Source organism: Microcystis sp. MC19 (assembly GCF_003019735.1).
Classification (GTDB): domain Bacteria; phylum Cyanobacteriota; class Cyanobacteriia; order Cyanobacteriales; family Microcystaceae; genus Microcystis.
Genome location: NZ_CP020664.1, coordinates 161,371 through 183,984 on the forward strand (window position 1 = coordinate 161,371; position 22,614 = coordinate 183,984).

Sequence of the window (22,614 nt, forward strand, 5' to 3'; positions counted from 1 at the left end):
ATGACCAAAGCTCCCTTTTTGCTGTTTATCTGCTGGTTTTTAGGGGTTATAGGCGGTTGTAATCTCAATAACCCCGGTTTCTCTACAGGAACCCTAAATAGTCGCTATAATGACGAAAAACCTGCCCTGAGCGGTGATGGTCGTTGGCTGGCTTTGCTGTCTAATCGTCGCGGTAGTAATCAGATGCTGCTCTATGATTTGCAGACAAAACAATACCAGACCCTAGGGGGATTATATACGGGTCAAGAAATTACCGATAGCCCTAGTTTAAGCCAAACGGGGCGTTATCTGGCTTATGTGGTGATTATTGAAGGTCGTCCCGTCATCGCTTTATATGATCGCATTACCGATCGCTCTGAGTTATTGAGTCAAAATTATCGCGGTTGGTTACGAAATCCTCGTCTTAGTCCCGATGGTCGTTATCTTGTCTTTGAATCCGCTCGTCGGGGACAATGGGATGTGGAGGTTCTTGATCGCGGTCCGAATATCGAGTTAGATATTGCCGATGGCAGTCCCGTTGAAAGTCCCAAACCGTGAAACGTTATTTTTTTATTAGTCTTGTTGCTGTAATTAGTTTGTTAACTGGATGTGCGGGTTATCCGAGTTTACTGTCTTTTCCTTTCGATCGAGGGGGAAGAAGTTTAAATAGTGCTGCTAGTGAATTAACTCCCTATCTTGCCTCTCGCTATCTCGTTTTTGCTTCCGATCGCAATGGTTCCCAAGCTATCTATCTTTTTGATGCTATTGATCGCCGTTTATTGCCTTTACCCGGCCTAAATTCTCTCGATCAGATCGCTTCTAGTCCTTCCATTAGTGAAGATGGTCGTTATATCGTTTTTACTGCTAGTCGTCAGGGAAAAACGGCGATTTATCTGTACGATCGACAAACTCAACAGAGAAGGGAAATTGCTCCCGATCTGCTCGCGGAAGTACGCAATCCGATCATCAGTGCCGATGGTTCTAAAGTGGCTTTTGAAGTGGCAAAAAATGGGCAATGGGATATTATGATTTACGATCTATCCGGACGGGTATTAGTCAATGAAAATCAGTGATTATTAGACCTCTTGTAAAAATCAAAAATTGTTGTTAGGGTTAGTAGTCAGTAGTCAGTAGCCGGTCGTCAGGAGAATTAAGAATGAATAATAATCAATTAAATAGTCTATTGACAGATTTCATGCTATTTAATCCTTATTTTTGCCGTTTTTGAAACCTCAAAAATTATCCTAAACCCATAGCTTTTAGTCGATGTTCTAGAAACTGTTTTCCCTGTTTTTCGCCGTCAGCGATCAGACGCTGAATATTGGACGGAGAGCGATCGAGTTTACTTTCATAGTTGAGACTATCGGCTAATTCCGCCGACATTTCGATCATCGGGATATGGTAATCCTGATCGGGATCTTCTGGGAAAGATTTAGGAATTTTAAATGGTTCTGTTAAGGCGATCTCCCGCAAAAATTCCTCTTTAAAGGCTCCTTTAAGAAATAATTGATTGATAAAATCAATCTGATCGAGACCTTGAAATAGGGAAACATTGCCTTCTAATTCATTGCGGCGATCAGCAATATCATCGGATTGCACGGGGATCTTATCTCTGGAGGTGGGATTAATTTTAATTACCCAAATTTCATCGGGAATATTTTCGACTCCGACAAATTCACGGCGAATTAAAGAACGGATGGGGGGATTATCGGAGAATAGTCCATCCCAGTAGGCCATAGTTTCAATGGTGACAGCAGGAAAAATGTTAGGAACACAAGCAGAAGCGAGGATATGTTCAATTTTAACTGCTTCCTGGCGCGAGCTAAATTTACTTAACTTTCCTGTCAGGATATTACAGGCCCCAATTAATAAAATTGGTGGTTCTGGTTTAGCTCCCCAAGTGGCTAATTCCGAAAAGTCAATATGCGCTCTTAGTAACTGATCAAAGTTGGTAAAGCGACTGCGTAAACCGTAGGTAGCTATAGAAAATAAGGTTTTAGTAATCGGAGAGGAAGGACTGAGATTATACTGGGGAATTAATCCTTTGCTGGCTAATTCTAGAGCTTTAATAGCTGAGTCATTAAATAGTTGTTCTTGGGGAGTTCGAGCACTATTATCTTCCCAAAAATCAATCATTCTTTTCCAAACGATGCTATCACCTTTTTTGAGAGCATACCAGGTGAAAAAGGCACAGATAGCACCGCCAGAAGTACCACTGAGACTGACAATATTAAAGTAATCTTGTACTTTATTGTCAAATAATGCTTTTAATGCACCGGCAGTAAAAGCAGTTTGACTGCCGCCTCCCTGACAAGCGATCGCGATTTTGGCTTTCATAAATATCCTTTGAATGGCTTCTATCTAAGCCCTAGGGCTTTAATTTAAGGTTAATTGATAAACTTAAAATCGGATGCAAAAATATAGAAATTTTTCTGATTTTCAGAGGAGCTGCTCGGGAGATTTTGCTATCACTTCTAGAAAAGGATAAGTAGGTAGGTATTAAAAACTTTCAGATGCCCCCCTTATTAAGGGAGGATTAAAGGGGGGACTAAGGGGGGATCGGCACCCCCCTTATTAAGCTATCCATTAGTCAGATCTTTCTTAACAAAAAGAGAAGAAACTTAAAAAAAGGGGAAACGATTGATAGGTATAGTTTTGAAAGAAGGAATTAAGGTGGAGGTAAGCAAAAAAATGGAGAAATGGGCAGCCCAAGAATTACAGTATGCAGACCTAGGGGACACCAGAAGAAAGAAAAGGTTAATCAGTATCGTAGAAAACTTGGCCAGCCAACCTAGTACAAGTGTGCCACAAGCTTCGGGAAATCTAGCCGCCGCCAGTGCCACCTACGACTTTTGGAATTCCCCCTATTTTCACCCCTCAGATATAATTGCCGCCCAAGCTAAAAGTACAGTAGAAAGAATCAAAGAACATCCAATAGTTTTGGCAGTGCAAGACACAACAAGTTTAGACTTTACGACGCAAAAAGCCAAAAAAGGAATGGGTTATCTAGATTGTAAAACATCCTTTGGTCTCAAAGTTCATACCACCTTAGGAGTCTCAGCGCAAGGAGTACCTTTAGGACTGATTAATCAATATGTCTGGGCAAGAGAAGAAAAGAATTTAGGGATTGCCAAGCAAAGAAAAAAAAGAGAAACTCAAGAAAAAGAAAGTCAAAGATGGTTAGATTCTTTGTCAGAAACACAACAACAAATACCCGAAGAAATTCAAGTCGTAACAATCGGAGATTCTGAGGCAGACATATTTGATTTATTTGCCCAGTCAAGAAATCCTAACTCTCATTTATTAATTCGAGGAACTCATAACCGAAAAGTTAACTATCTCGAAGACAAGCAAAGGTCAGGGCATCCAGAGACTAAATATTTACATCAATCCATCAGAGAAATAAAAGCCTGTGGTAGCCTAGATGTGCAAGTAAAACGCAATCCTAATCACGAGGCTAGACTAGCTAAACTAACAGTTAGATTTGCCAGTTTTGAAATACAAGTACCTAAGCATCACTCGAAAGCGAACCCTCGTCAACCGGTCAAATTACAGGTAATTTTAGCTGAAGAAGAAAATCCGCGTCCTGGAGTTAATCCTATCAGTTGGCTCCTCTTAACTAGCCTAGACATTAGTAGCTTTGAATCAGCGATAACCTGTGTGCGCTGGTATAGTTATCGCTGGTTAATAGAACGCTATCATTTTGTTTTAAAAAGTGGTTGTGGATTAGAAAAACTGCAATTAGAAACGGGTCGGAGAATTGAGATGGCCTTAGCTACCTATTCAATTGTAGCTTGGAGATTACTTTGGTTAACCTATCAAGCACGCTTACACGGAGAGGAGAGTTGTGAAAGTTTTTTGGAAGAACATGAATGGCAATCTTTGTGTGCCACTATTCATAAAAAGAGTCCGCCACCTGAAAAGCCGCCCTCCTTTCGAGAAGCGGTCAGAATGATTGCTTCTCTTGGGGGGTTTTTAGGTAGAAAAGGTGACGGTGAACCAGGTGTTAAAACTATTTGGTTGGGACTGCGAAGGTTACATGATATCAGCCAGACTTGGAAACTATCTCATCAAATTAGTTCCCCCATAGAACCCCCTTGAGCCATCTGGCACACTTTTCTCTTTTTGTCAAATTTTATGTTAAGAAAGATGTGACTAATGGATAGCTTATTAAGGGGTGCAGGGGGGATCGAACCTAAAATCCATTTTTAATTTAATTATAACCAGCTACTTATGGTTTCAAGGGAATTGTCTAGGTAATTAGCTGAAGCCATCAGCCTGCGGCTATATCCAAGCGATAATAACTAGAAAAATGGCTAATTAATCGGATAAATAAAAGCTGATAACTGATAACTGATAACTGATAACTGATAACTGATAACTGATAACTGATAACTGATAACTGATAACTGATAACTGATAGATTAAATTACCGTGCCGTCGGGAATAGTGGCATTTTTGAAAATAACCACGATGCCGCTGCGAACATAGAAACCTAAATCTTCGCGATTAGCTTCTTCCACACGATCTTTGTTAACAATTAAAACATTGGAACCAATGCGAGCATTTTTGTCCACAATTGCCCGACGAATAGTGGAACCGGGACCGATACCCACGGGAATTTTGGCATTTCCGATCAGACTTTCCCGTTCGGGGAAAGACTCATAAAAGTCGGCTCCCATCAGCATTGTATCCTCGATCGAGCAGTCTTTGCCAACTCGACTACGAATACCTAAAATCGAGTGATGGATGCGAGATTCTTTGAGAATACAACCTTCAGAAATCATCGATTCTGTCACCGTACAATTGAGCATTTTTGTGGGTGGCAGATAGCGAGAACGGGTATAGATGGGTGCTTTTTCGTCGTAGAAACTAAAGGCGGGATTGGGTTGTTGAGTCAGGGCGAGATTAGACTCATAAAAGGCTTCAATCGTCCCGATATCTTCCCAGTAACCCTTAAATAAATAAGCCTGAAGATTGTAGTCTTTAGCCGCCGAGGGAATAATTTCCTTGCCGAAATCGGTCTGTTCTTTATTGGCATCGAGCAGATCGATTAAAACATTCTTTTTAAAGACATAAATTCCCATGGAAGCGATGTAGGGACTTTGGCGAGCTTGGTCGGGACTTAAGCCTAAAATCGTCGTATCTACCCGCATTCTTTCCAATTCTGGCCCTTTGGGTTTCTCATAAAAATCGACAATTCGCCCCGAATCATTAATTTTCATCACCCCAAAAGCGGAGGCCCGACGTTCATCGATGGGAACCACTGATAAAGTGATGTCGGCGTTGGTTTCCCGATGGCGTTCGATGAACTTGCTGTAGTCCATGCGATAGAGATGATCTCCCGAGAGAATCAGATATTCATCGATATCCCAATCCTTCATCGTCCAAATATACTGTCGTACTGCGTCGGCCGTGCCTTGGAACCATTGAGGATTTTCCATGGTTTGTTGAGCGGCCAAAACTTCCACGAAACCATCACTAAAACCCGTAAAATTATAGGTACGATTGAGGTGACGATTGAGAGAAGCGGAATTAAATTGCGTCAACACATAGATTTTGTCAATCTGGGAGTTAATACAATTGCTGACGGGAATATCGATTAGGCGATATTTTCCCGCTAGGGGGACGGCAGGTTTGGCCCGCAGTTTCGTTAACGGATAAAGGCGAGTTCCGGCCCCGCCACCTAAGATAATAGCTAATACTTTTTTCACGCGCGTAACCCTCGCGATTGGCTGTTTCCTTCTCAAAGTAAGTGTAGGATGATAGCGCACCTTATTGATAGAGGGGAAACAAAAATCTAGATCTAAAAGTCATCAAGAGGGAATCGATGGGAATCTTTGGGGATAAATTGGCTAAAATTATGAATTTTTGGGCTAAATCATTAGTATTCACCTTTTTTCTCCCTTTACCGTACCTAATGCCCGCCACGGTGACGGGCGATCGCTGTTCTTGGTTAGCCCAAGGTTCCGATGTACAAACTTTCGGTAAACAGGGCCAAAGCGGAAAAGCTGGCAAAGTTGGCGGCCAAGGCAGAAATAGTGACAGTTTAACCCTTTTTCTCGATGGTTCTCCCCTAAAACTCGATATTTCAGGACAAAAAGGGGTCAATGGTGAAAATGGCGGCAATGGCAGCGATGGCAACTGTAGCGGTCAACCGAGCAACGTCACACGAAATCTCCAGGCCGCCGGTGGTGGTAACGGTGGCAATGGGGGTAATGGTGGTGATGGCGGTAATGGCGGCGCTTTAACCCTCTATGCCACTAATTTAGATTTTTTAAGACAAGTAACGGTCAATGCGGCCGGAGGCGCCGGGGGTTTTGGGGGTCAAGGAGGCCAGGGGGGCAAGGGTTGTCGCTGTTCTCAACCTTTCTGGACAATTCAAACCTGCAGCGGTAGGCCGGGAGATGCCAATTATAGCTGTACCACCAGAGAATTTAGCTGTCAGGATGGTCTGGATGGGGCGACGGGTAATAGTGGTCGTAACGGTCGCGAGGGTCGTTTAGGACAGTTAACTTTAATTCAAATCGATCGCCCTTTAACTGCCGATCAACCGAGCGCAACTGTTCCCCTGGCGGAGTTAAAAGAACGGGGTTATATTCTCTCTAAAAATATTTGGGAAACTCGCACCGGGGCAGTGTCTTTATTTGCCCCCGGTTCCCTGATCGATGATCAATATCGGATTTTAGTAGATCGATCGGAACGTTCTTTTATTTTAATTTGGAATGCGCCCCAGGAGTTTAACCGGTTTGCTAATCAGCGTTTTACTTTAACCCTCGATGATCAAAAGGAAATGAAGGTAACTGTCCCCAGTGACCTCTGGATTGAGGGAACCACTCAAAAACGCAATAATGTTACGGAATTTGTCGTTTATAATGCTGTTTTTGAACGAGATGTCACCCAATTAGAAGCAAAAGGTATCACAGGAAATGGTACTGATTTAAGGCTTTTTCTTGAAGATAAAGCTTCCCAATCGAATTTAATCGGCACTAAATTTAAAGTGCGTTATCGTGTCACTCGTTGGCAAGCAGACGACCTGCAAACCAGTCCCAGAACTGATTTTGTCACTCGCTATGAAGGAGATATGCCCGCTAATTTAGTCCGACAGGAGGGCAATCAATTTATTCTGGATATCGGTCAATTACCCTTACCTGTGGAATCCTTGCGATCGGGTACGGGAATAGAAATCGAGTTACTTGCTACTCGTTCTTTTGCCGGTTATTCCAAAGAACAAAAAATCGTCATCCGCGACACGATTAAAGGGGCAAATATGCCACGGAGGTAAGTCAAAAAAGTCCCCTTCTCCTTTCTCCGGTGCAGTCTTAACCAATAATTTAGATAGTCAACTTAAGTAGCTGGTTATAATTAAATTAAAAATAGATTTTAGGTTCGATCCCCCCTTAGTCCTAGGGTTGATTCATAGTAGGGTTGATTCATGAATCAACCCTACCCTTAGTCCCCCCTTGATCAGGGTGGTGTCTGATAATTTTTAACGCCTACCTACTTACCAAAAGGCTTTAAAATATCTTGAGAGGAAGACCGGTTATTCTGTGGGTTTCCCCGGAGAATGTCCCGATCAGCGGATCGATGGCTACCCTGAAGGAGAAAATCAAGGGAAAGATGGGCAATATTTTAAGTGTGGCTCCGATGATGGATTATACCGATCGCCATTTTCGCTATTTTTTGCGACAAATTAGCCGTCGTCCCCTTCTCTACACGGAAATGATCACGACGATGGCGATTAAACACGGCGATCGCTATAAGTTGCTGGGGTTCTCCCTAGCAGAAAAACCTCTCGCTTTGCAGTTAGGGGGTGATAATCCCTATCTTTTGGCAGAATGCGCTAAAATAGCCGAAGATATGGGTTATGACGAGGTAAATCTCAATGTGGGTTGTCCTAGTTCCAGGGTAAAAGAGGGCAATTTCGGAGCTTGTTTGATGGCTAACCCGGAATTAGTAGCGAGGGGAATATCGGCAATGAATCAAGCTGTATCGATTCCCGTGACTGTAAAACAGAGAATTGGCATTGATCATCAGGATAGTTACGAAAATATGGCCAATTTTGTCCGTATTGTCGCAGATGCCGGTTGTCAACGTTTTACCATCCACGCACGCAAAGCTTGGTTACAGGGATTAAGTCCCAAGGAAAATCGCACCGTCCCCCCCTTACGTTATGATGATGTTTATCGCCTAAAAAATCAGTTTCCCCATTTGTTTATTGAAATTAATGGCGGTATCATTAATTTAGAACAGGCTAGACAACATTTACAATTAGTAGATGCGGTCATGATCGGTCGGGCAGCCTACGATAATCCCTATTTATTTGCCACAGTTGATCGAGATTTTTATGGGAAATCGGTTACTCCTCCTACCCGGGAAGAAGTAATCAAAAAAATGCTTCCCTACATCGATGAGTGGGTGAGTAAAGGTTATAAATTACACCAGATCAGCAAACATCTTTTACAGCTTTTTGCCGGTCAGCCCGGAACTAAAGCCTGGAAGCGTTATATTAGTGAAAATAGCCATTTTCCTGGGGCCGATTCTGGGGTAATCTGGCAAGCTTTACAGCAGGTAAATTCCCTAAATGATCTGGCTAATCTGTCAGTTTCCCATTGATTTATTTTCCTTTCTATGATTACCCAATCCTCAATTAATGCCGGGGTAAAAAATTCAGCTATGGCGGATTTTGTTTATCAACCTCCCCCGGCAGCTATCACAGCTAAACGTATTTTAATTAAACCGAATTTAGGTTATCCTGTGCCACCACCAGTAACGGTTAGTCTGCCGGTATTAAGTCAAGTTTTGCGGGGATTAAGAGGGGCAAATACCACGGCAGAAATTATCTTGATCGAGGGAGTTTGTTCTGCTATTTCTTTGAGAGAAATTATCGATATTTTGGGAGTAAAATCTATTATTGATCCCGGAATAACCATTCTTGATGCTGATAGTTTACCACAGCAAGAATATCCGAATCTTTCCCCTTTTCCTGTCCGTTTTTCCTCGATGTTTGCCCCTAAAATTATCGAAGAAGTGGATTGTCGGATCACGATTGGAACCTTAAAACGCACCCATTTAAAGGATGAACCCCTGATTTCTGCTTCTTTAAAAAATCTCTATGGACTCTTTCCCCGTAGTCATTATAAAGCCCGTAGTCCTAACTCGCGGGGGCAATTACATCGCCCCTCCGTACCACTAATTTTACAGGATGTTTATTTTTGTATCGGTCATCTTTTTGATGGGGCAGTGGTGGACGCCAATCTCAAATATTTTAGTAGCAATTGGCGACCGGATCGAGGAAAATCTATTCCTCTCGGTCAAGTGTTTTGGGGTGATGATATGATTAGCGTGGATCGCAGTGCTTGCCTGTTGGGTGATGAACCGATGCCAAGTTATTTAGATGCGATCGATTTGCTTCGTTCTCAACTTTTAAACGGAACCAATTAGGGTTAATAATTAGGGTTTACTGAAAAAATAAGGGCGAGGCATTCGGATAGAAAATCTACGGTTTCAGCGATAGGTTATACTAAATCCGTTGAGTATGGGCTACTTATGAGGACAGGCACTCATGCAATAGGCAATAGGCAAAAGAGGTAATAGATAATCAGTTTTTAATAACCAGATTTAGTATCAGGAGTCAGTAGCCAGTCGTCGGTCGTTTCAGGCTTTGTTGCCCTGCTTTTTGTACCAATTTGTGGACTAAAAGAAGAATAATGCAAGGTTTTTGAATGTCCCAATCCTATTTTCGCAGCATGAACATCGGATTTTAACAGGTCAAAAGCCTTATTTTAAAAGGGTTTTACCATTATTCAGCAAGCCCTGCTTAATTTAAATGAATCAACCCTAGGGCTTTGGGGGGTAGAACCCTCCAAAGGCTTGGATTGAGTGATAAAATCGCAGGTAATACTAAATCCGTTGAGTATGGGCTACATATCAAGAGAGGCACTCATGCAATAACTGGATTTAGTATTGTAAAGTTTCAATAGAAATATAGTCAGATATAGTCAGGGATGGTAATATATAGACATGAAACTATCAGACTATGCAAAAAAAGCAGGAATAAGTTATCGAACGGCTTGGAGGTGGTGGAAACAAGGGAATTTAACAGGCTATCAATTGCCTTCTGGTACAATTATCACAACGGATGACAACCCTTCAAAACCCGACGCTGAGTTAAAAGACAACGAATAATAATGTTAGTAGCAGAAAGACACATTATCAAGAAAGGACATCGATTTTGGGCTGAGATAGATAATTTATCTTGGCAGTCTAAAAATCTTTACAACTCAGCCAATTATTTAATCCGACAAAACTTCATTTATGGTCATGGCTATTTGACCTATAATCAGATGGCCTCTCTCATGAAAGAGACAGAACAGTATCAAGCTTTACCCGCTAAAGTTTCCCAACAAGTTTTAAGAAGATTAGACCGGAACTGGCAATCATTTTTTGCCGCTTCATCGGAGTTTAAAAGTCACCCCGATAAATTTCTGGGAAAACCCAAAATTCCTGGCTATAAGGAGCCAAAAAAAGGACGAAATCTCTTAGTTTACACGATTCAAGCTATAAGCAAAGTAGGTCTTAGGGAAGGATTGGTCAAACTATCAGGTACTTCAATTGCCTTGCCGACAAGAGTAGAGGAGCGCATAGCAGAAGTCAGAATAGTTCCTAAATGTGATTGTTATGTAATCGAGGTAATTTATGAGAAAACCGAACAGTTCTTAGCTCCTAATGAAAAGATAGCTGCGATAGATTTAGGCATAGATAATTTGATGGCTGTAACTTCAAATTAACCAGATTTTATCCCTTTGTTGATTAATGGCAGACCGTTAAAAAGCCTGAATCAATTTTATAACCAACGTCGAGCTAAGTTGCAATCTCTGTTAAAAGGCAATCGTCAAAGTTCCCAGAGAATTTGCCGTTTAACTCGCTGTCGTAATCAGAAAGTAGATGATTATCTTCATCAGGCTAGTCGTTATTTAGTCAATCTCTTAGTTGACCAAGAGATAACAACTTTAGTAATTGGGAAAAATGACGGTTGGAAACAAGAAGTAAACTTAGGGAAAGTCAACAATCAAAAGTTTGTGACCATCCCTCATGCTCGATTGATTGAGATGATTAGTTATAAATGTCAATTAGCGGGAATTAAAGTGATTATTCAAGAAGAATACTATACCTCAGCTTCTAATTTTTTGAATGACGATCCTCTCCCCGTTTATGGACAGATAACTGAAAGGCCAGTGTTTTCAGGAAAAAGAATTTTACGAGGGTTATATCGTACAGATAAGGGGATTCTGGTTCAATCTGATGTCATGGGTTCCTACAATATTTTACGAAAAGCATTGGCTCTTCTAGGTTCTGTGTGATCAGTTTAACTTACAATATGATCGATCGATCTTTGTGTCCTCTGTGTCTCTGTGGTTCCTTCCACTCCCTCGCTAGGAGGAATGTATCTTAGAATACATTTTACCCACCAAACCTGGGAGAGCCAAGCATTCCCAAATGCGTTTAACCGCTATGGGATAGAGAGGTGCGTAGTTCACCCAAGGAGAATCAATCTCTCGAAGTAAAAGTGAAAGGAATTTCTGAAATGGAATTCAGTCTGTCTATATTTGACTATACTTTTACTAACTATGACCACTCCCCATCTCCTGCCGACCGACTCCTCAATTAAGCGATACTACTGCGCTTTCTCGCTTCCTTATAAGATGTTCCCACATCCTGTAAACCGACTTTAATCATCTGTTGTTCCAAAAGGGCAAAAAAACGCAAGCGATCTCCACCTTTAATCACCGCTAAATTGTGCGCTTCCGCTAAGGCGATCGGATAACCATAACCTTTTAACACCTGGGCCAGTAAAATACTTAAAGAGCGATCGAGTAATTCTCCCTCCTCCACCACCCAAGCAGGAACCTCTACCCTAGCGATTTCCGTCCCCACATGGAGATAACAGAAGTAAATACGGTGTTCATCCCCATAAAGATCGAGTATTTTCAAAGAACTGCGCCAAAAAGGACTTCTTTGCCCCGGTTCCAATAAATAACCCCAGAGAGAAGCATCCCGGAGAGGATCGACAACGCGACAAGGGGTTTTTTCGGGGTCTAAATCACCGCAATTGATCAAGCAATTGGGACTATCATGGGGACAAGATTGTAAACGCAGGAAATTTAAGCCTTCCGTGCTACGAGAAGCACTAATATAACCTATAAGCGGGATTTTAGCCCCTCGCAAATCGTCCCAAGACTGAAAAATCGGTGGCAAAATTAAATCCTTTGCTTCCGGGGGGAGACTATCGATAAACCAATAGATCAAAGAACCATCCACAAGGGCTAAATTTGGTTCATAATGGGCGCCGGGGGGTTTTACCCAACGAGTAGCCATTTCTGCTAACATTTGGCTTTCTAATACCGTGCGACGATAACTCATCCACTCATCGACGCGAATACCCCACTGTTTAGAAATGTAGAGGTCTTCTGATTTGTAATAGACTTCGGGAATGCTATCGAGGAGCGGGTGCAAATTTTGACCATAGTGCAACATAATCCTACCGATATTAATTAGATAACAGTAGGCGATTTCGTGGTGAGAAGGGGCAATTTGGGAACCATCCGTGGCAAAAACGCTATGACTTTCGGGAGCGGGAAGGATACTAACCCGGGTGTCGAGAGGTTCGATCGGTAGTGCAACGGAGAAAATTAGGCGATCGTGCCAGTTATGATAGAGTTCTAGCAGTTTTTCCTGTTGCTGTTGAGCCTGTTCTAAAAGAATTTTAGCCCGTTGCACGCGCTCGCGACTAGCTGTCACTTCCTGTTGAAAATGTTGACTGATTCCTGGCATTTTTGCCGCTAATTTCGCAAGATCGAGCATAGCTGTCCTCTCCCTGACTTTTTTTGATTTTATCGCAATTTCCTGTCTCTAAGGATAATTTTGTCAATGATTGCCAAATTTATCCTTAGTAATCTCCGCTTACAGCAGTTATCTTAATGGTGAGATAGGAAGTTTTCCTTTTGGGGAGTCACTCGTCAATACCAAAAAGGAATTCTGCGTATTTAGACAATATTTCTCCTTAAGATCATTATAGTTTTGATAAGAAGTAATTTGCTCATGTTGCATTCTACCAACAATAATACCAGGGTGTATCCCTAGTTGTTCGGCAAATTGATTAATAGCTTTTCTATTCAGAGAATTATTGGCGATAAATCTCTGCCAATCTCCAGGATCAATTAAGAAATTAGCCGCAAAAACATCCGCCTCTTTTTCTTTAATTGTATCTTGAATATCTTGCCCCTCTAAAAATAAAGTTCGTTTCCCATGTAATAAAATATGACCAGCTTCATGAAAAAAAGAAAACCAAAAATGATCATTTGTTTTGTATCGATCGCTCAATTGAATTAAAGCTCTGTGAGAACCTAACCAACGGGTAGCACCGTGTACCCTTGTTTTCGGAAGTTCAGGGACAAAGGCTAAGGCAACCCCCGCTGCCGCACAAAGCTCGATCATTTGCGGTTGAAATACCTCGATAGACTTAATAGTTAACGAACGAATTTGTCGCAAGGCATCTCTGAATTTCAACTCGTTGTAATCAGCACAATTAATTTTCGATGCTTCTATTTCTACTTGACGCAACCATGCCGTTATTGCCCCTCGATCGCTATCAAATGCTTGAGACTTTCTAAAATCAATCGATAAATTTATCCCCCAAATCTCCTCCCATTTCTCAGGGGAGACAACGGCAAAAAAATTCAAGCTCTCTCGTAATTGCTCTATTTTATCCTCATCAAACTTGAGCCAGCCTAATTCAGTCATCTGGCGATAAGGAATTTGTTTTAACCAGCCTAAGTAGGTGGGTGGAATTAAATATAAAATGAACGTAGGTTGGGTTGAAGCATGAAACCCAACGCCCGCATGGGTTACGCTACCGCTAACCCATCCTACAAATAATTGTGCCTACCTACTTAAATAACCTTTTAATCTTTGATTCTCATTTTTTCTCGCTAAATATTCCCGATAAAGTCTTTCGCGCTCTATCCAGAAACTGGCGGGAGTTCCTAACACTAACTCTATCTGTAAGGCGGTATCGATAGTAATCTCCGCTTTACCTTTTATGATCTCATTGATAGTCTTTTTTGGTCTGCCCATGCGTTGGGCTAGTTCCGATTGAGACATATTTCTTTCTTCTAGGATTTCGGCAAGGGTTTCTCCCGGTGGAGAAATAAAATCCGGTGCATATCTGTTCTCAATAGTATTAGTCAAGGGTGTCATCTATGCCAATAATTACGACTGCGGTTACTTTCTGCCAATCAATTCCCCCGTCTGCTTTTTGAGGAATCGGTATATTAGCCGGCTCAAAAATTAGTCTGAGAGGATGAACTAAATCTAGAGATAGTTGTCCAGCACGGTTATGTAACAATTCGTGGCAACGTCCCAGCAGCGATCGCATTTCCTCCAGGACAATAACTGCTTTTAAGTCGTCGAGTCTTTGCCTGATTTTCTTAGCCATCTTCTCTCCATACTGTTTTTTCAGTAGTTTTTGGCTATTGCATTCGTTCTCAAATTTTTTTTCCTTAAATACAATATCCATTGTAGATGACCCTTGTAATATTGTTAACCTCAAAGGTTAACAATATTTTATGGCAGCACACCTGGGTCGCATCCAGTACAAACGCTCTAAATATATCGTTAAGAGCTAATAGTCTAGACACCAGTTCTGAAAATGAGGTTAGCTAGAGACAGCTTTTCAGACATTGGCCGATTAATCAGGTGATAATTATCGCTAAAATTGCACCATCAAGCCAAAACAACGAAGCTGTAATTTTATCGCCTAATAACGCCCGAATTGAGTGCCGCCGCCGCCCAAGAAAAAGACAATCTCTAACATCTAAACCGGAGAAAAGCACAATCGCGGACTTGACAACAACAGCAACAATTTGCTATAATGACCTTTTGTCAACGATTTGACCTTCGGTAATAGGAGTTCAGAGTAACCTTAGATACAGCCCTATCATGCCCACCATTCAGCAATTAATACGCGACGAAAGATCCAAAGCGAAAAGAAAAACCAAATCTCCCGCCCTCAAACAATGCCCCCAACGCCGGGGAGTTTGTACAAGAGTATATACCACCACACCGAAAAAACCCAACTCAGCCCTGCGGAAAGTCGCTAGGGTACGTTTGACCTCTGGATTTGAGGTGACAGCCTACATACCGGGCATCGGTCATAACCTGCAAGAACACTCGGTCGTCCTGATTCGGGGCGGTCGGGTCAAAGATCTACCCGGAGTCAGATATCACATCATTCGCGGCACCCTCGATGCCACCGGGGTGAAAAACCGTCAAAAGGCGCGGTCTAAGTACGGAACCAAACGCCCCAAACCCGCCGCTAAATAAACAGGGAATTGATTAACCAAAAAAATACTCCCACCGAGTCGGTCAAAGTTAACCCAAGAGACTGAAGACTCGCAGGAGAGGGTTTGAGATGGGCTGTAATCATCCGACTGTCAAGCAAAAGTTAAAGTTAACCTAGAAAATTCAGGAATATTCCGATGTCTCGCCGTAAAAACGTCAAAAAACGTCCTATTCCCCCCGATCCCGTTTACAATAGCTGTTTAGTCAGCATGACCATCCGCCGGATCATGCGATCGGGCAAAAAATCCTTGGCCGCTAACATCGTTTACGATGCCCTGAAAACCGTCGGCGAACGTACCGGTCAAGAACCCCTAGAAGTATTTGAAAAAGCCGTTAAAAACGCCACCCCCCTAGTGGAAGTGAAAGCCCGCCGGGTCGGTGGAGCCACCTATCAAGTGCCGATGGAAGTGCGCAGCAACCGTGGTAGCACATTGGCACTACGTTGGTTAGTCCATTATGCCAGAACCAGAGGCGGCAAAACCATGGCAGGTAAACTAGCCAACGAGATCATGGACGCAGCCAATGAAACCGGCGGCACAATCAAAAAACGGGAAGAAACCCACCGGATGGCAGAGGCAAACAAAGCCTTTGCCCACTATCGTTACTAAGAAAGATACTTTAAAGATACTTTAAGGGCGGTGGATCACACCGCTGCCGCCAAAAAACTGTCAAGAAAAGTATAGAATTGTAAATAGTGTAAAAAATCCTAGAACAAAATCCCATCACTGGCAAGCAAAGCAAGGAGGTTGCTGTGGCACGGACTATCCCGCTAGAGAGAGTGCGAAACATCGGAATCGCCGCTCATATAGATGCGGGCAAAACAACGACAACAGAAAGAATCCTGTTCTACACGGGAGTCGCTCATAAACTGGGCGAAGTCCACGACGGAACGGCAATTACCGACTGGATGGAACAGGAACGGGAGCGAGGAATCACCATCACCGCCGCCGCCATCAGTACCAGTTGGCAAGATCATCGCATCAACATCATTGACACCCCTGGCCACGTCGATTTCACCATTGAAGTGGAACGTTCCATGCGGGTACTCGATGGCGTGGTGGCAGTTTTCTGCTCTGTTGGTGGTGTACAACCCCAGTCGGAAACCGTCTGGAGACAAGCCGATCGGTACAAAGTACCCCGGATTGCCTTTATCAACAAAATGGACAGAACGGGAGCGAACTTCTTCAAAGTTTACGAACAATTAAGAGATCGCCTCAGAGCTAACGCCGTTCCCATCCAAATGCCGATCGGCGCAGAAAGCGAACTGAGCGGGATCGTTGATCTCGTCAAGATGCGCGCCTATATATATAAGGACGATCTAGGGAAAGACATAGAAGAAACCGACATTCCCGAAGACTTATTGAAAAAGGCCGAAGAATTCCGCGTGCAGCTGGTGGAGGCTGTAGCGGAAGCGGATGAAGAACTCCTAGAAAAATATCTAGAAGGTGAAGAACTCACCGAAGCCGAAATCAAACGCGGTCTCAGGGAAGGGACGATTGCTGGTACAATTGTTCCCGTCCTCTGCGGCTCGGCTTTCAAAAACAAAGGGGTACAACTGCTCCTCGATGCTGTCGTCGATTACCTACCCTCACCCTCGGAAGTAGCCGCCGTTAAAGGGATTCTTCCCGATGGCAGCGAGGCAATCCGGGAGGCTAAGGACGATGCGCCCTTCTCTGCTCTGGCCTTCAAAATCATGGCCGATCCCTTCGGTCGTTTAACCTTCCTGCGGGTCTATTCCGGTGTGTTAGCCAAAGGCAGCTACGCCTACAACTCCACCAAAGGAACCAAAGAACGGATCGCTCGCCTGATCGTCCTCAAATCCAACGAACGGATCGAAGTGGATGAACTGCGCGCCGGTGATCTAGGAGCGGCGATCGGACTGAAAAACACCATTACCGGGGATACCCTCTGTGATGATAAGAACCCGATTATTCTAGAATCCCTCTTTATCCCCGAACCGGTGATCTCCGTGGCGGTGGAACCGAAAACCAAACAGGACATCGAGAAACTCAGCAAAGCTCTGCAAGCTCTCTCCGATGAGGATCCCACCTTCCGGGTCAAAGTTGATCCCGAAACCAATCAAACGGTAATCGCCGGGATGGGAGAACTGCACTTGGAAATCCTCGTCGATCGGATGCTGCGGGAATACAAAGTCGAAGCAACCGTGGGCGCTCCCCAAGTTGCCTATCGGGAAACTGTGCGGAAACCTGTACGGGCCGAGGGTAAATTTATCCGTCAAAGTGGCGGTAAAGGACAGTACGGCCACGTCGTCATCGAACTCGAACCGGGTGAACCGGGATCTGGCTTTGTCTTCGTCTCCAAAATTGTCGGTGGTGCTATCCCCAAAGAATACATCAACCCGTCAGAACAAGGGATGAAAGAAGCTTGCGAATCGGGGATCGTTGCGGGTTATCCCGTCATCGACCTGAAAGCAACCCTTGTGGATGGTTCTTTCCACGATGTGGACTCCTCCGAGATGGCCTTTAAGATTGCCGGTTCCATGGCGATCAAAGAAGCGGTGATGAAAGCTACCCCCGTTCTCCTAGAACCGATGATGAAGGTGGAGGTGGAAGTACCCGAAGACTTCATCGGTAACGTCATCGGTGATCTTAACTCCCGTCGGGGACAAATCGAAGGTCAAGAAACCGAGGCCGGCATCGCCAAAGTGTCCGCTAAAGTTCCCCTAGCGGAAATGTTTGGTTACGCCACTGATATTCGCTCCAAAACCCAAGGACGGGGCATCTTCACCATGGAATTTAGCCATTACGAAGAAGTCCCCCGCAACGTGGCCGAGGCGATTATCACCAAAAGTAAAGGGAACGGCTAATCAGTGACCGGTGAGCAGTGAGCAGTGAAGACAAACCGATCATTTAAATTTGATCGGTCAACCCTAATAACTGCTAACTTAAAACTGATCTCCGGTGACTGATTAATGTTCACCCACCTGAAGAAGAAAAAAAAACAAAGGAACAGAAAGTAAATGGCACGCGCTAAATTTGAACGGACGAAACCCCACGTTAACATCGGTACGATCGGTCACGTTGACCACGGCAAAACTACCCTCACCGCCGCTATCACGATGACCCTAGCGGCTCTGGGTAATGCCCAAGCTAAAAAATACGATGAAATCGATGCCGCTCCCGAAGAAAAAGCCCGCGGGATCACCATCAACACCGCTCACGTTGAGTACGAAACCGCCAGTCGCCACTATGCACACGTGGACTGCCCTGGCCACGCCGACTATGTAAAAAACATGATCACCGGTGCGGCACAGATGGACGGTGGTATTCTCGTGGTCTCGGCCGCTGATGGCCCGATGCCCCAAACCCGGGAACATATCCTGCTGGCTCGTCAGGTGGGGGTACCTAACCTGGTGGTCTTCCTCAACAAAAAAGATATGGTGGACGATGAGGAATTACTGGAACTGGTGGAACTGGAAGTGCGCGAACTTCTCACCAGTTACGACTTCCCCGGCGACGATATCCCCATTATTGCCGGTTCTGCGAAAGAAGCCCTCGACTACATGACCAAAAATCCCAAGGCCAAAAAAGGCGACAACGAGTGGGTAAATGCGATCTATGAATTGATGGAAGCGGTAGATAGCTATATCCCCACCCCTGAACGGGCGATCGATAAACCCTTCCTGATGGCGGTAGAAGACGTATTCTCGATTACTGGTCGGGGGACGGTGGCTACCGGTCGGATCGAACGCGGTATTGTGAAAGTGGGTGATAACGTGGAATTGGTCGGGATCAGAGAAACTCGCCCCACCACCGTCACCGGGATCGAAATGTTCAAGAAAAGTCTTGATCAAGGGATGGCCGGTGACAACGCTGGTATCCTCCTGCGTGGTATCCAAAAAACCGACATCGAGCGCGGCATGGTGATCGCTAAACCGAATACAATCAAACCCCACACCCAGTTTGAAGGTGAGGTGTATGTGTTAACTCAAGCAGAGGGTGGTCGTCACACTCCTTTCTTTAAAAACTATCGTCCTCAGTTCTATGTACGGACAACCGACGTAACTGGCACGATCCAAGACTACACCGCCGACGATGGCAGCACTGTAGAAATGGTCATGCCGGGAGACCGGATCAAAATGACCGTGGAACTGATCAACCCGATCGCTATTGAACAGGGTATGCGCTTCGCTATTCGCGAAGGTGGTCGCACCATCGGTTCTGGCGTTATCTCGAAAATTATCAAGTAGGCTAATCTACTAATTAACGGGGCAGTGAATTTAAAAGCTGCTCCGTTACTGTCTTGATCTTGTACCTTGACAATTGCAATAGGTGAAATTATGGCTACGTTACAACAACAGAAAATTCGCATTCGTTTGAAAGCTTTTGACCGGCGCTTACTCGATACTTCCTGTGAGAAGATTGTCGATACTGCCAATAGAACTAACGCCACAGCGATCGGACCGATTCCCCTACCGACAAAAAGAAAGATTTATTGTGTCCTGCGTTCCCCTCACGTTGACAAGGACTCCCGTGAACATTTTGAAACCCGCACCCATCGCCGCATTATTGATATTTACCAACCCTCTTCTAAGACAATCGATGCTTTGATGAAATTAGATTTACCCGCCGGGGTTGATATTGAAGTTAAATTGTAAAAAATGCCAAAAAGATGTTAGTGCTAACATCTTTTTTTCTTAGAAACTCTTTCTGATACCAAATCCGTTTTTAATAGTCTGATTAACTCCCAAGTTAGGAATTTTTTCTCCCCACTCTCCCATAACTTTTAGATAGGATTTAGCATAAAAAGAGGTTATTAAAAGAAGGCCAGTACACTTGTTAAGGGTGCATCGCCACAATTGAGATGCCCCCGATCGCTAAACCGTTTGTAGGGGAAAACCTAAAGCTTCTCGTTGCTGTAAATACAATTGAGCAACCTGTCGCGCTAAATGGCGAATTCTGCCGATATAACGGGTTCTTTCAGCTACAGCAATCACACCTCTAGCATCGAGTAAATTAAAAGTATGGGAACATTTGAGAACATAATCTAGACTGGGAATCACCAGAGAGCGATCGATTAATTGTTTAGCTTCCTGTTCATATAAACTGAATAAACTAAACAATAACTCAGGATTAGAAGCCTCAAAATTGTAGGTACATTGTTCGATTTCATTTTGCAGAAAAATATCACCGTAGAGGATATTTTCATTCCATTGAATTTTATTAATTGCCTCCACATCTTGCAGATACATGGCTAATCTTTCTAAACCGTAGGTAATTTCGATCGCCACGGGACGACAATCGATACCCCCACACTGTTGAAAGTAGGTAAATTGGGTGATTTCCATCCCATCTAACCACACTTCCCAACCCACACCCCAAGCGCCGAGGGTGGGAGATTCCCAGTTATCTTCCACGAAGCGAATATCATGATCTTCTGGGTTAATTCCTAACACCCGCAGGGAGTCTAAATAGATTTCCTGAATATTATCGGGAGAGGGTTTAATTAGGACTTGATATTGATAGTAATGCTGAAAACGATTGGGATTTTCGCCATAACGGCCATCCGTAGGACGACGACAGGGTTCCACATAGGCAACAGCCCAAGGTTCCGGACCAATTGCTCTTAAAAAAGTGTGGGGACTCATGGTTCCTGCACCTTTTTCTGTATCATAGGGTTGAGCAACTAAACAACCGCGATCAGCCCAAAATTCATTTAATTTAGCGATAACAGCTTGGAAAGTTAGAGACATGGGAAAAAGTAAAAAAGCGGGTTAGGGGTTGGGTAATTATAAATTATAAATTATAAATTATAAATTATAAATTATGAATTGGGAATTGGGAATTATAAATTATAAATTATGAATTATGAAGTGGGGTAGTGGGGAAGTGGGGAGCTTATCAGTAAACTGATAACTGATAACTGATAACTGATAACTGATAACTGATAACTGATAACTGATAACTGATAACTGATAACTGATAACTGATAACTGATAACTGATAACTGATAACTGATAACTGATAACTGATAACTGATAACTGATAACTGATAACTGATAACTGATAACTGATAACTGATAACTGATAACTGATAACTGATAACTGATAACTGATAACTGATAACTGATAACTGATAACTGATAACTGATAACTGATAACTGACGGTTAAAGTCACTGACTTACTTTTAATTGCAAGCGCAAGTGAACGGGGGTAGAAGACTGGGGGAGAATAACTAATTCATAAAATCCCTCTTCGGGTAATTGACCGGACCATTGCCGATCGCTAGACTTATCTAAAAGGGTAATATTACCCGTGGGAGAGTAGAAAGATAGTAAAACTTCGCCTTCCGTCTCTAAATTTAAGTTTAACCGATCACTGGAACGCAATTTTATCGCATAGGCTTTTCCTTGTCCCTGGCTGAGAATTGCCTCGATAATCTCCTCCCCCCCCGCGTCTAAACTTTCGATCGCCCGGTAAGATAGGCCAGACTGTAAAGATTGTAACTGATTCCAGGCCAAACCACTCCACAGTTGACCCAGGCTGCCACCAAAATTTGGTCTTTCTGTCAATTCGGGAAATAGCTGAAAAAAAGCATTATCAGTGAGTAAATTAAGAACTCTACTGCTTAATCGTAACTGATTCACTTGTTCTCGCCATTTTTCTCGCTGTTGCTCGTTGTAGCTACCTAATGCTTCCCTAGTGCCAGAATCGAGATGTTCTAAGCGATCGAGGATTTCTGCTGCTAGAATATCTCTTTGTTCCTGTTTCTGTTTTTCCTCTTTGATATCCCCATAGCGGAGGTTAAACAATTCATTGACGAGATTCTTAAAAAACCGACCATCAATTCCCAACTCTAGACGGCGCTTTCTCATCTCGGCTTTCCGTTGCCATGCCGTATCTGTGGCAGAATTAAAATTATTTTCCTCCGTGGCAAAAACGGGTTTAACGGTTTCGGGTTGATTGCTATGTTTAACCCACTGTTTCCCGATTAACCAGCCTATTGCCGCCGATAATAACATCAAAAGGCAAAAAATAGCGATTCTGCTGGAACAGCCGAGAAAAACGGGCGATTTATTCCGAGAATTAGCGGCCATTATCTCCTGAGACGATGTGGGGTTTTGATCTGTAAAGATGAGATTAACACATAAGTAGGTAGGCACAATTATTTGTAGGATGGGTTAGCGGTAGCGTAACCCATGCGGGCGTTGGGTTTTATGCTTCAACCCAACCTATGTTCATTTTATATTTAATTCCACCCACCTACTTAAT

At 43.4% G+C, this 22,614-nt stretch carries 19 protein-coding genes and 3 pseudogenes; 13 read left to right on the plus strand and 9 right to left on the minus strand.

Annotation, left to right across the window (positions count from 1 at the left end; genetic code table 11):
• The gene (locus B5D77_RS00745) at window positions 1–537 is read left to right on the plus strand and encodes a TolB family protein (RefSeq protein WP_008201778.1); all 537 of its coding nucleotides are present in this window, start codon (window positions 1–3) and stop codon (window positions 535–537) included.
• On the plus strand, window positions 534–1,052 hold the full coding sequence (locus B5D77_RS00750) for a TolB family protein (RefSeq protein WP_008201776.1): 519 nt from the start codon (window positions 534–536) through the stop codon (window positions 1,050–1,052). The genes B5D77_RS00745 and B5D77_RS00750 overlap by 4 nt, the downstream gene beginning before the upstream one ends.
• 166 nt (window positions 1,053–1,218) lie before the next feature.
• On the opposite strand, the gene B5D77_RS00755 is transcribed toward B5D77_RS00750, so the two are convergent.
• Window positions 1,219–2,316, minus strand: coding sequence for a patatin-like phospholipase family protein (locus B5D77_RS00755; RefSeq protein ID WP_106908087.1), 1,098 nt, complete (start codon window positions 2,314–2,316; stop codon window positions 1,219–1,221).
• 354 nt (window positions 2,317–2,670) lie between these two features.
• On the opposite strand from B5D77_RS00755, the gene B5D77_RS00760 reads away from it, so the two are divergent.
• A complete protein-coding gene (locus B5D77_RS00760) occupies window positions 2,671–4,080 on the plus strand; it encodes an IS4 family transposase (RefSeq protein WP_106909933.1) in 1,410 nt (469 codons plus the stop codon).
• Window positions 4,081–4,403: 323 nt separating this feature from the next.
• On the opposite strand, the gene B5D77_RS00765 is transcribed toward B5D77_RS00760, so the two are convergent.
• Entirely contained in the window at window positions 4,404–5,693 is a 1,290-nt protein-coding gene (locus B5D77_RS00765) for a glucose-1-phosphate adenylyltransferase (protein WP_106908088.1), read from the minus strand.
• Between the two features lie 206 nt (window positions 5,694–5,899).
• Here B5D77_RS00765 and B5D77_RS00770 point away from each other — a divergent pair, with 206 nt between their 5' ends.
• From B5D77_RS00770 to B5D77_RS27875, 5 genes and pseudogenes are all read left to right on the plus strand, one after another.
• Complete coding sequence (locus tag B5D77_RS00770; protein WP_039900020.1) at window positions 5,900–7,264, plus strand: hypothetical protein; 1,365 nt, start codon at window positions 5,900–5,902, stop codon at window positions 7,262–7,264.
• Window positions 7,265–7,599: 335 nt separating this feature from the next.
• Window positions 7,600–8,595, plus strand: coding sequence for a tRNA dihydrouridine(20/20a) synthase DusA (dusA, locus tag B5D77_RS00775; protein WP_039900019.1), 996 nt, complete (start codon window positions 7,600–7,602; stop codon window positions 8,593–8,595).
• 15 nt (window positions 8,596–8,610) lie between these two features.
• Window positions 8,611–9,423, plus strand: a complete 813-nt coding sequence (locus B5D77_RS00780; RefSeq protein WP_008201759.1) for a DUF362 domain-containing protein — start codon at window positions 8,611–8,613, stop codon at window positions 9,421–9,423.
• 579 nt (window positions 9,424–10,002) lie between these two features.
• A complete protein-coding gene (locus tag B5D77_RS00785; protein ID WP_254053024.1) occupies window positions 10,003–10,167 on the plus strand; it encodes a hypothetical protein in 165 nt (54 codons plus the stop codon).
• A 2-nt stretch (window positions 10,168–10,169) separates the two neighbouring features.
• Window positions 10,170–11,342 (plus strand): annotated as a pseudogene (locus tag B5D77_RS27875) (RNA-guided endonuclease InsQ/TnpB family protein).
• Between the two features lie 304 nt (window positions 11,343–11,646).
• Here B5D77_RS27875 and B5D77_RS00805 read toward each other — a convergent pair.
• The 4 genes and pseudogenes from B5D77_RS00805 to B5D77_RS00815 form a co-directional block, all read right to left on the minus strand.
• Complete coding sequence (locus B5D77_RS00805; protein WP_008201756.1) at window positions 11,647–12,843, minus strand: DNA double-strand break repair nuclease NurA; 1,197 nt, start codon at window positions 12,841–12,843, stop codon at window positions 11,647–11,649.
• A gap of 108 nt (window positions 12,844–12,951) precedes the next feature.
• Window positions 12,952–13,818, minus strand: a pseudogene (locus B5D77_RS00810) (ImmA/IrrE family metallo-endopeptidase); the annotation flags it as partial.
• A gap of 120 nt (window positions 13,819–13,938) precedes the next feature.
• Window positions 13,939–14,229: pseudogene (locus B5D77_RS27880) on the minus strand (HigA family addiction module antitoxin); the annotation flags it as partial.
• Window positions 14,222–14,557 carry a type II toxin-antitoxin system RelE/ParE family toxin gene (locus tag B5D77_RS00815; protein WP_008201750.1) on the minus strand — a complete coding sequence of 112 codons (336 nt, stop codon included), beginning with the start codon at window positions 14,555–14,557 and terminating at the stop codon, window positions 14,222–14,224. The gene B5D77_RS00815 and the pseudogene B5D77_RS27880, both read right to left, overlap by 8 nt.
• Before the next feature lie 422 nt (window positions 14,558–14,979).
• Here B5D77_RS00815 and rpsL point away from each other — a divergent pair, with 422 nt between their 5' ends.
• The 5 genes from rpsL to rpsJ all read left to right on the plus strand — a co-directional run bounded on the left by rpsL (window position 14,980) and on the right by rpsJ (window position 19,999).
• Entirely contained in the window at window positions 14,980–15,363 is a 384-nt protein-coding gene (gene rpsL, locus B5D77_RS00820; RefSeq protein WP_002740176.1) for a 30S ribosomal protein S12, read from the plus strand.
• 155 nt (window positions 15,364–15,518) lie between these two features.
• Window positions 15,519–15,989 carry a 30S ribosomal protein S7 gene (gene rpsG / locus B5D77_RS00825; protein WP_002758831.1) on the plus strand — a complete coding sequence of 157 codons (471 nt, stop codon included), beginning with the start codon at window positions 15,519–15,521 and terminating at the stop codon, window positions 15,987–15,989.
• A gap of 143 nt (window positions 15,990–16,132) precedes the next feature.
• Window positions 16,133–18,208 carry an elongation factor G gene (gene fusA, locus B5D77_RS00830; RefSeq protein ID WP_008201747.1) on the plus strand — a complete coding sequence of 692 codons (2,076 nt, stop codon included), beginning with the start codon at window positions 16,133–16,135 and terminating at the stop codon, window positions 18,206–18,208.
• A gap of 153 nt (window positions 18,209–18,361) precedes the next feature.
• On the plus strand, window positions 18,362–19,591 hold the full coding sequence (gene tuf, locus B5D77_RS00835; RefSeq protein ID WP_008201745.1) for an elongation factor Tu: 1,230 nt from the start codon (window positions 18,362–18,364) through the stop codon (window positions 19,589–19,591).
• Between the two features lie 90 nt (window positions 19,592–19,681).
• Window positions 19,682–19,999: a 30S ribosomal protein S10 gene (rpsJ, locus tag B5D77_RS00840; protein ID WP_002800099.1), complete on the plus strand. Its 318-nt coding sequence runs from the start codon at window positions 19,682–19,684 to the stop codon at window positions 19,997–19,999.
• Window positions 20,000–20,218: 219 nt separating this feature from the next.
• On the opposite strand, the gene glyQ is transcribed toward rpsJ, so the two are convergent.
• The 3 genes from glyQ to B5D77_RS00855 form a co-directional block, all read right to left on the minus strand.
• Window positions 20,219–21,094, minus strand: coding sequence for a glycine--tRNA ligase subunit alpha (gene glyQ, locus B5D77_RS00845; RefSeq protein ID WP_008201736.1), 876 nt, complete (start codon window positions 21,092–21,094; stop codon window positions 20,219–20,221).
• A gap of 113 nt (window positions 21,095–21,207) precedes the next feature.
• Window positions 21,208–21,519 carry a hypothetical protein gene (locus tag B5D77_RS26430; RefSeq protein WP_216824548.1) on the minus strand — a complete coding sequence of 104 codons (312 nt, stop codon included), beginning with the start codon at window positions 21,517–21,519 and terminating at the stop codon, window positions 21,208–21,210.
• A complete protein-coding gene (locus B5D77_RS00855; protein ID WP_008204313.1) occupies window positions 21,516–22,439 on the minus strand; it encodes a hypothetical protein in 924 nt (307 codons plus the stop codon). The genes B5D77_RS26430 and B5D77_RS00855 overlap by 4 nt, the downstream gene beginning before the upstream one ends.
• Window positions 22,440–22,614: the final 175 nt, after the last annotated feature.

Bases quoted from the DNA above. Each gene is read 5' to 3' on its own strand.
- rpsJ (WP_002800099.1), top strand. From the start codon at position 19,682: ATGGCTACGTTACAACAACAGAAAATTCGCATTCGTTTGAAAGCTTTT.
- tuf (WP_008201745.1), top strand. From the start codon at position 18,362: ATGGCACGCGCTAAATTTGAACGGACGAAACCCCACGTTAACATCGGT.
- B5D77_RS00770 (WP_039900020.1), top strand. From the start codon at position 5,900: ATGCCCGCCACGGTGACGGGCGATCGCTGTTCTTGGTTAGCCCAAGGT.
- B5D77_RS00805 (WP_008201756.1), bottom strand. From the start codon at position 12,843: ATGCTCGATCTTGCGAAATTAGCGGCAAAAATGCCAGGAATCAGTCAA.
- B5D77_RS00780 (WP_008201759.1), top strand. From the start codon at position 8,611: ATGATTACCCAATCCTCAATTAATGCCGGGGTAAAAAATTCAGCTATG.
- B5D77_RS00815 (WP_008201750.1), bottom strand. From the start codon at position 14,557: ATGGATATTGTATTTAAGGAAAAAAAATTTGAGAACGAATGCAATAGC.
- B5D77_RS00855 (WP_008204313.1), bottom strand. From the start codon at position 22,439: ATGGCCGCTAATTCTCGGAATAAATCGCCCGTTTTTCTCGGCTGTTCC.
- B5D77_RS00755 (WP_106908087.1), bottom strand. From the start codon at position 2,316: ATGAAAGCCAAAATCGCGATCGCTTGTCAGGGAGGCGGCAGTCAAACT.
- rpsL (WP_002740176.1), top strand. From the start codon at position 14,980: ATGCCCACCATTCAGCAATTAATACGCGACGAAAGATCCAAAGCGAAA.
- dusA (WP_039900019.1), top strand. From the start codon at position 7,600: ATGGGCAATATTTTAAGTGTGGCTCCGATGATGGATTATACCGATCGC.
- B5D77_RS00785 (WP_254053024.1), top strand. From the start codon at position 10,003: ATGAAACTATCAGACTATGCAAAAAAAGCAGGAATAAGTTATCGAACG.
- B5D77_RS00760 (WP_106909933.1), top strand. From the start codon at position 2,671: ATGGAGAAATGGGCAGCCCAAGAATTACAGTATGCAGACCTAGGGGAC.
- glyQ (WP_008201736.1), bottom strand. From the start codon at position 21,094: ATGTCTCTAACTTTCCAAGCTGTTATCGCTAAATTAAATGAATTTTGG.
- B5D77_RS00745 (WP_008201778.1), top strand. From the start codon at position 1: ATGACCAAAGCTCCCTTTTTGCTGTTTATCTGCTGGTTTTTAGGGGTT.
- rpsG (WP_002758831.1), top strand. From the start codon at position 15,519: ATGTCTCGCCGTAAAAACGTCAAAAAACGTCCTATTCCCCCCGATCCC.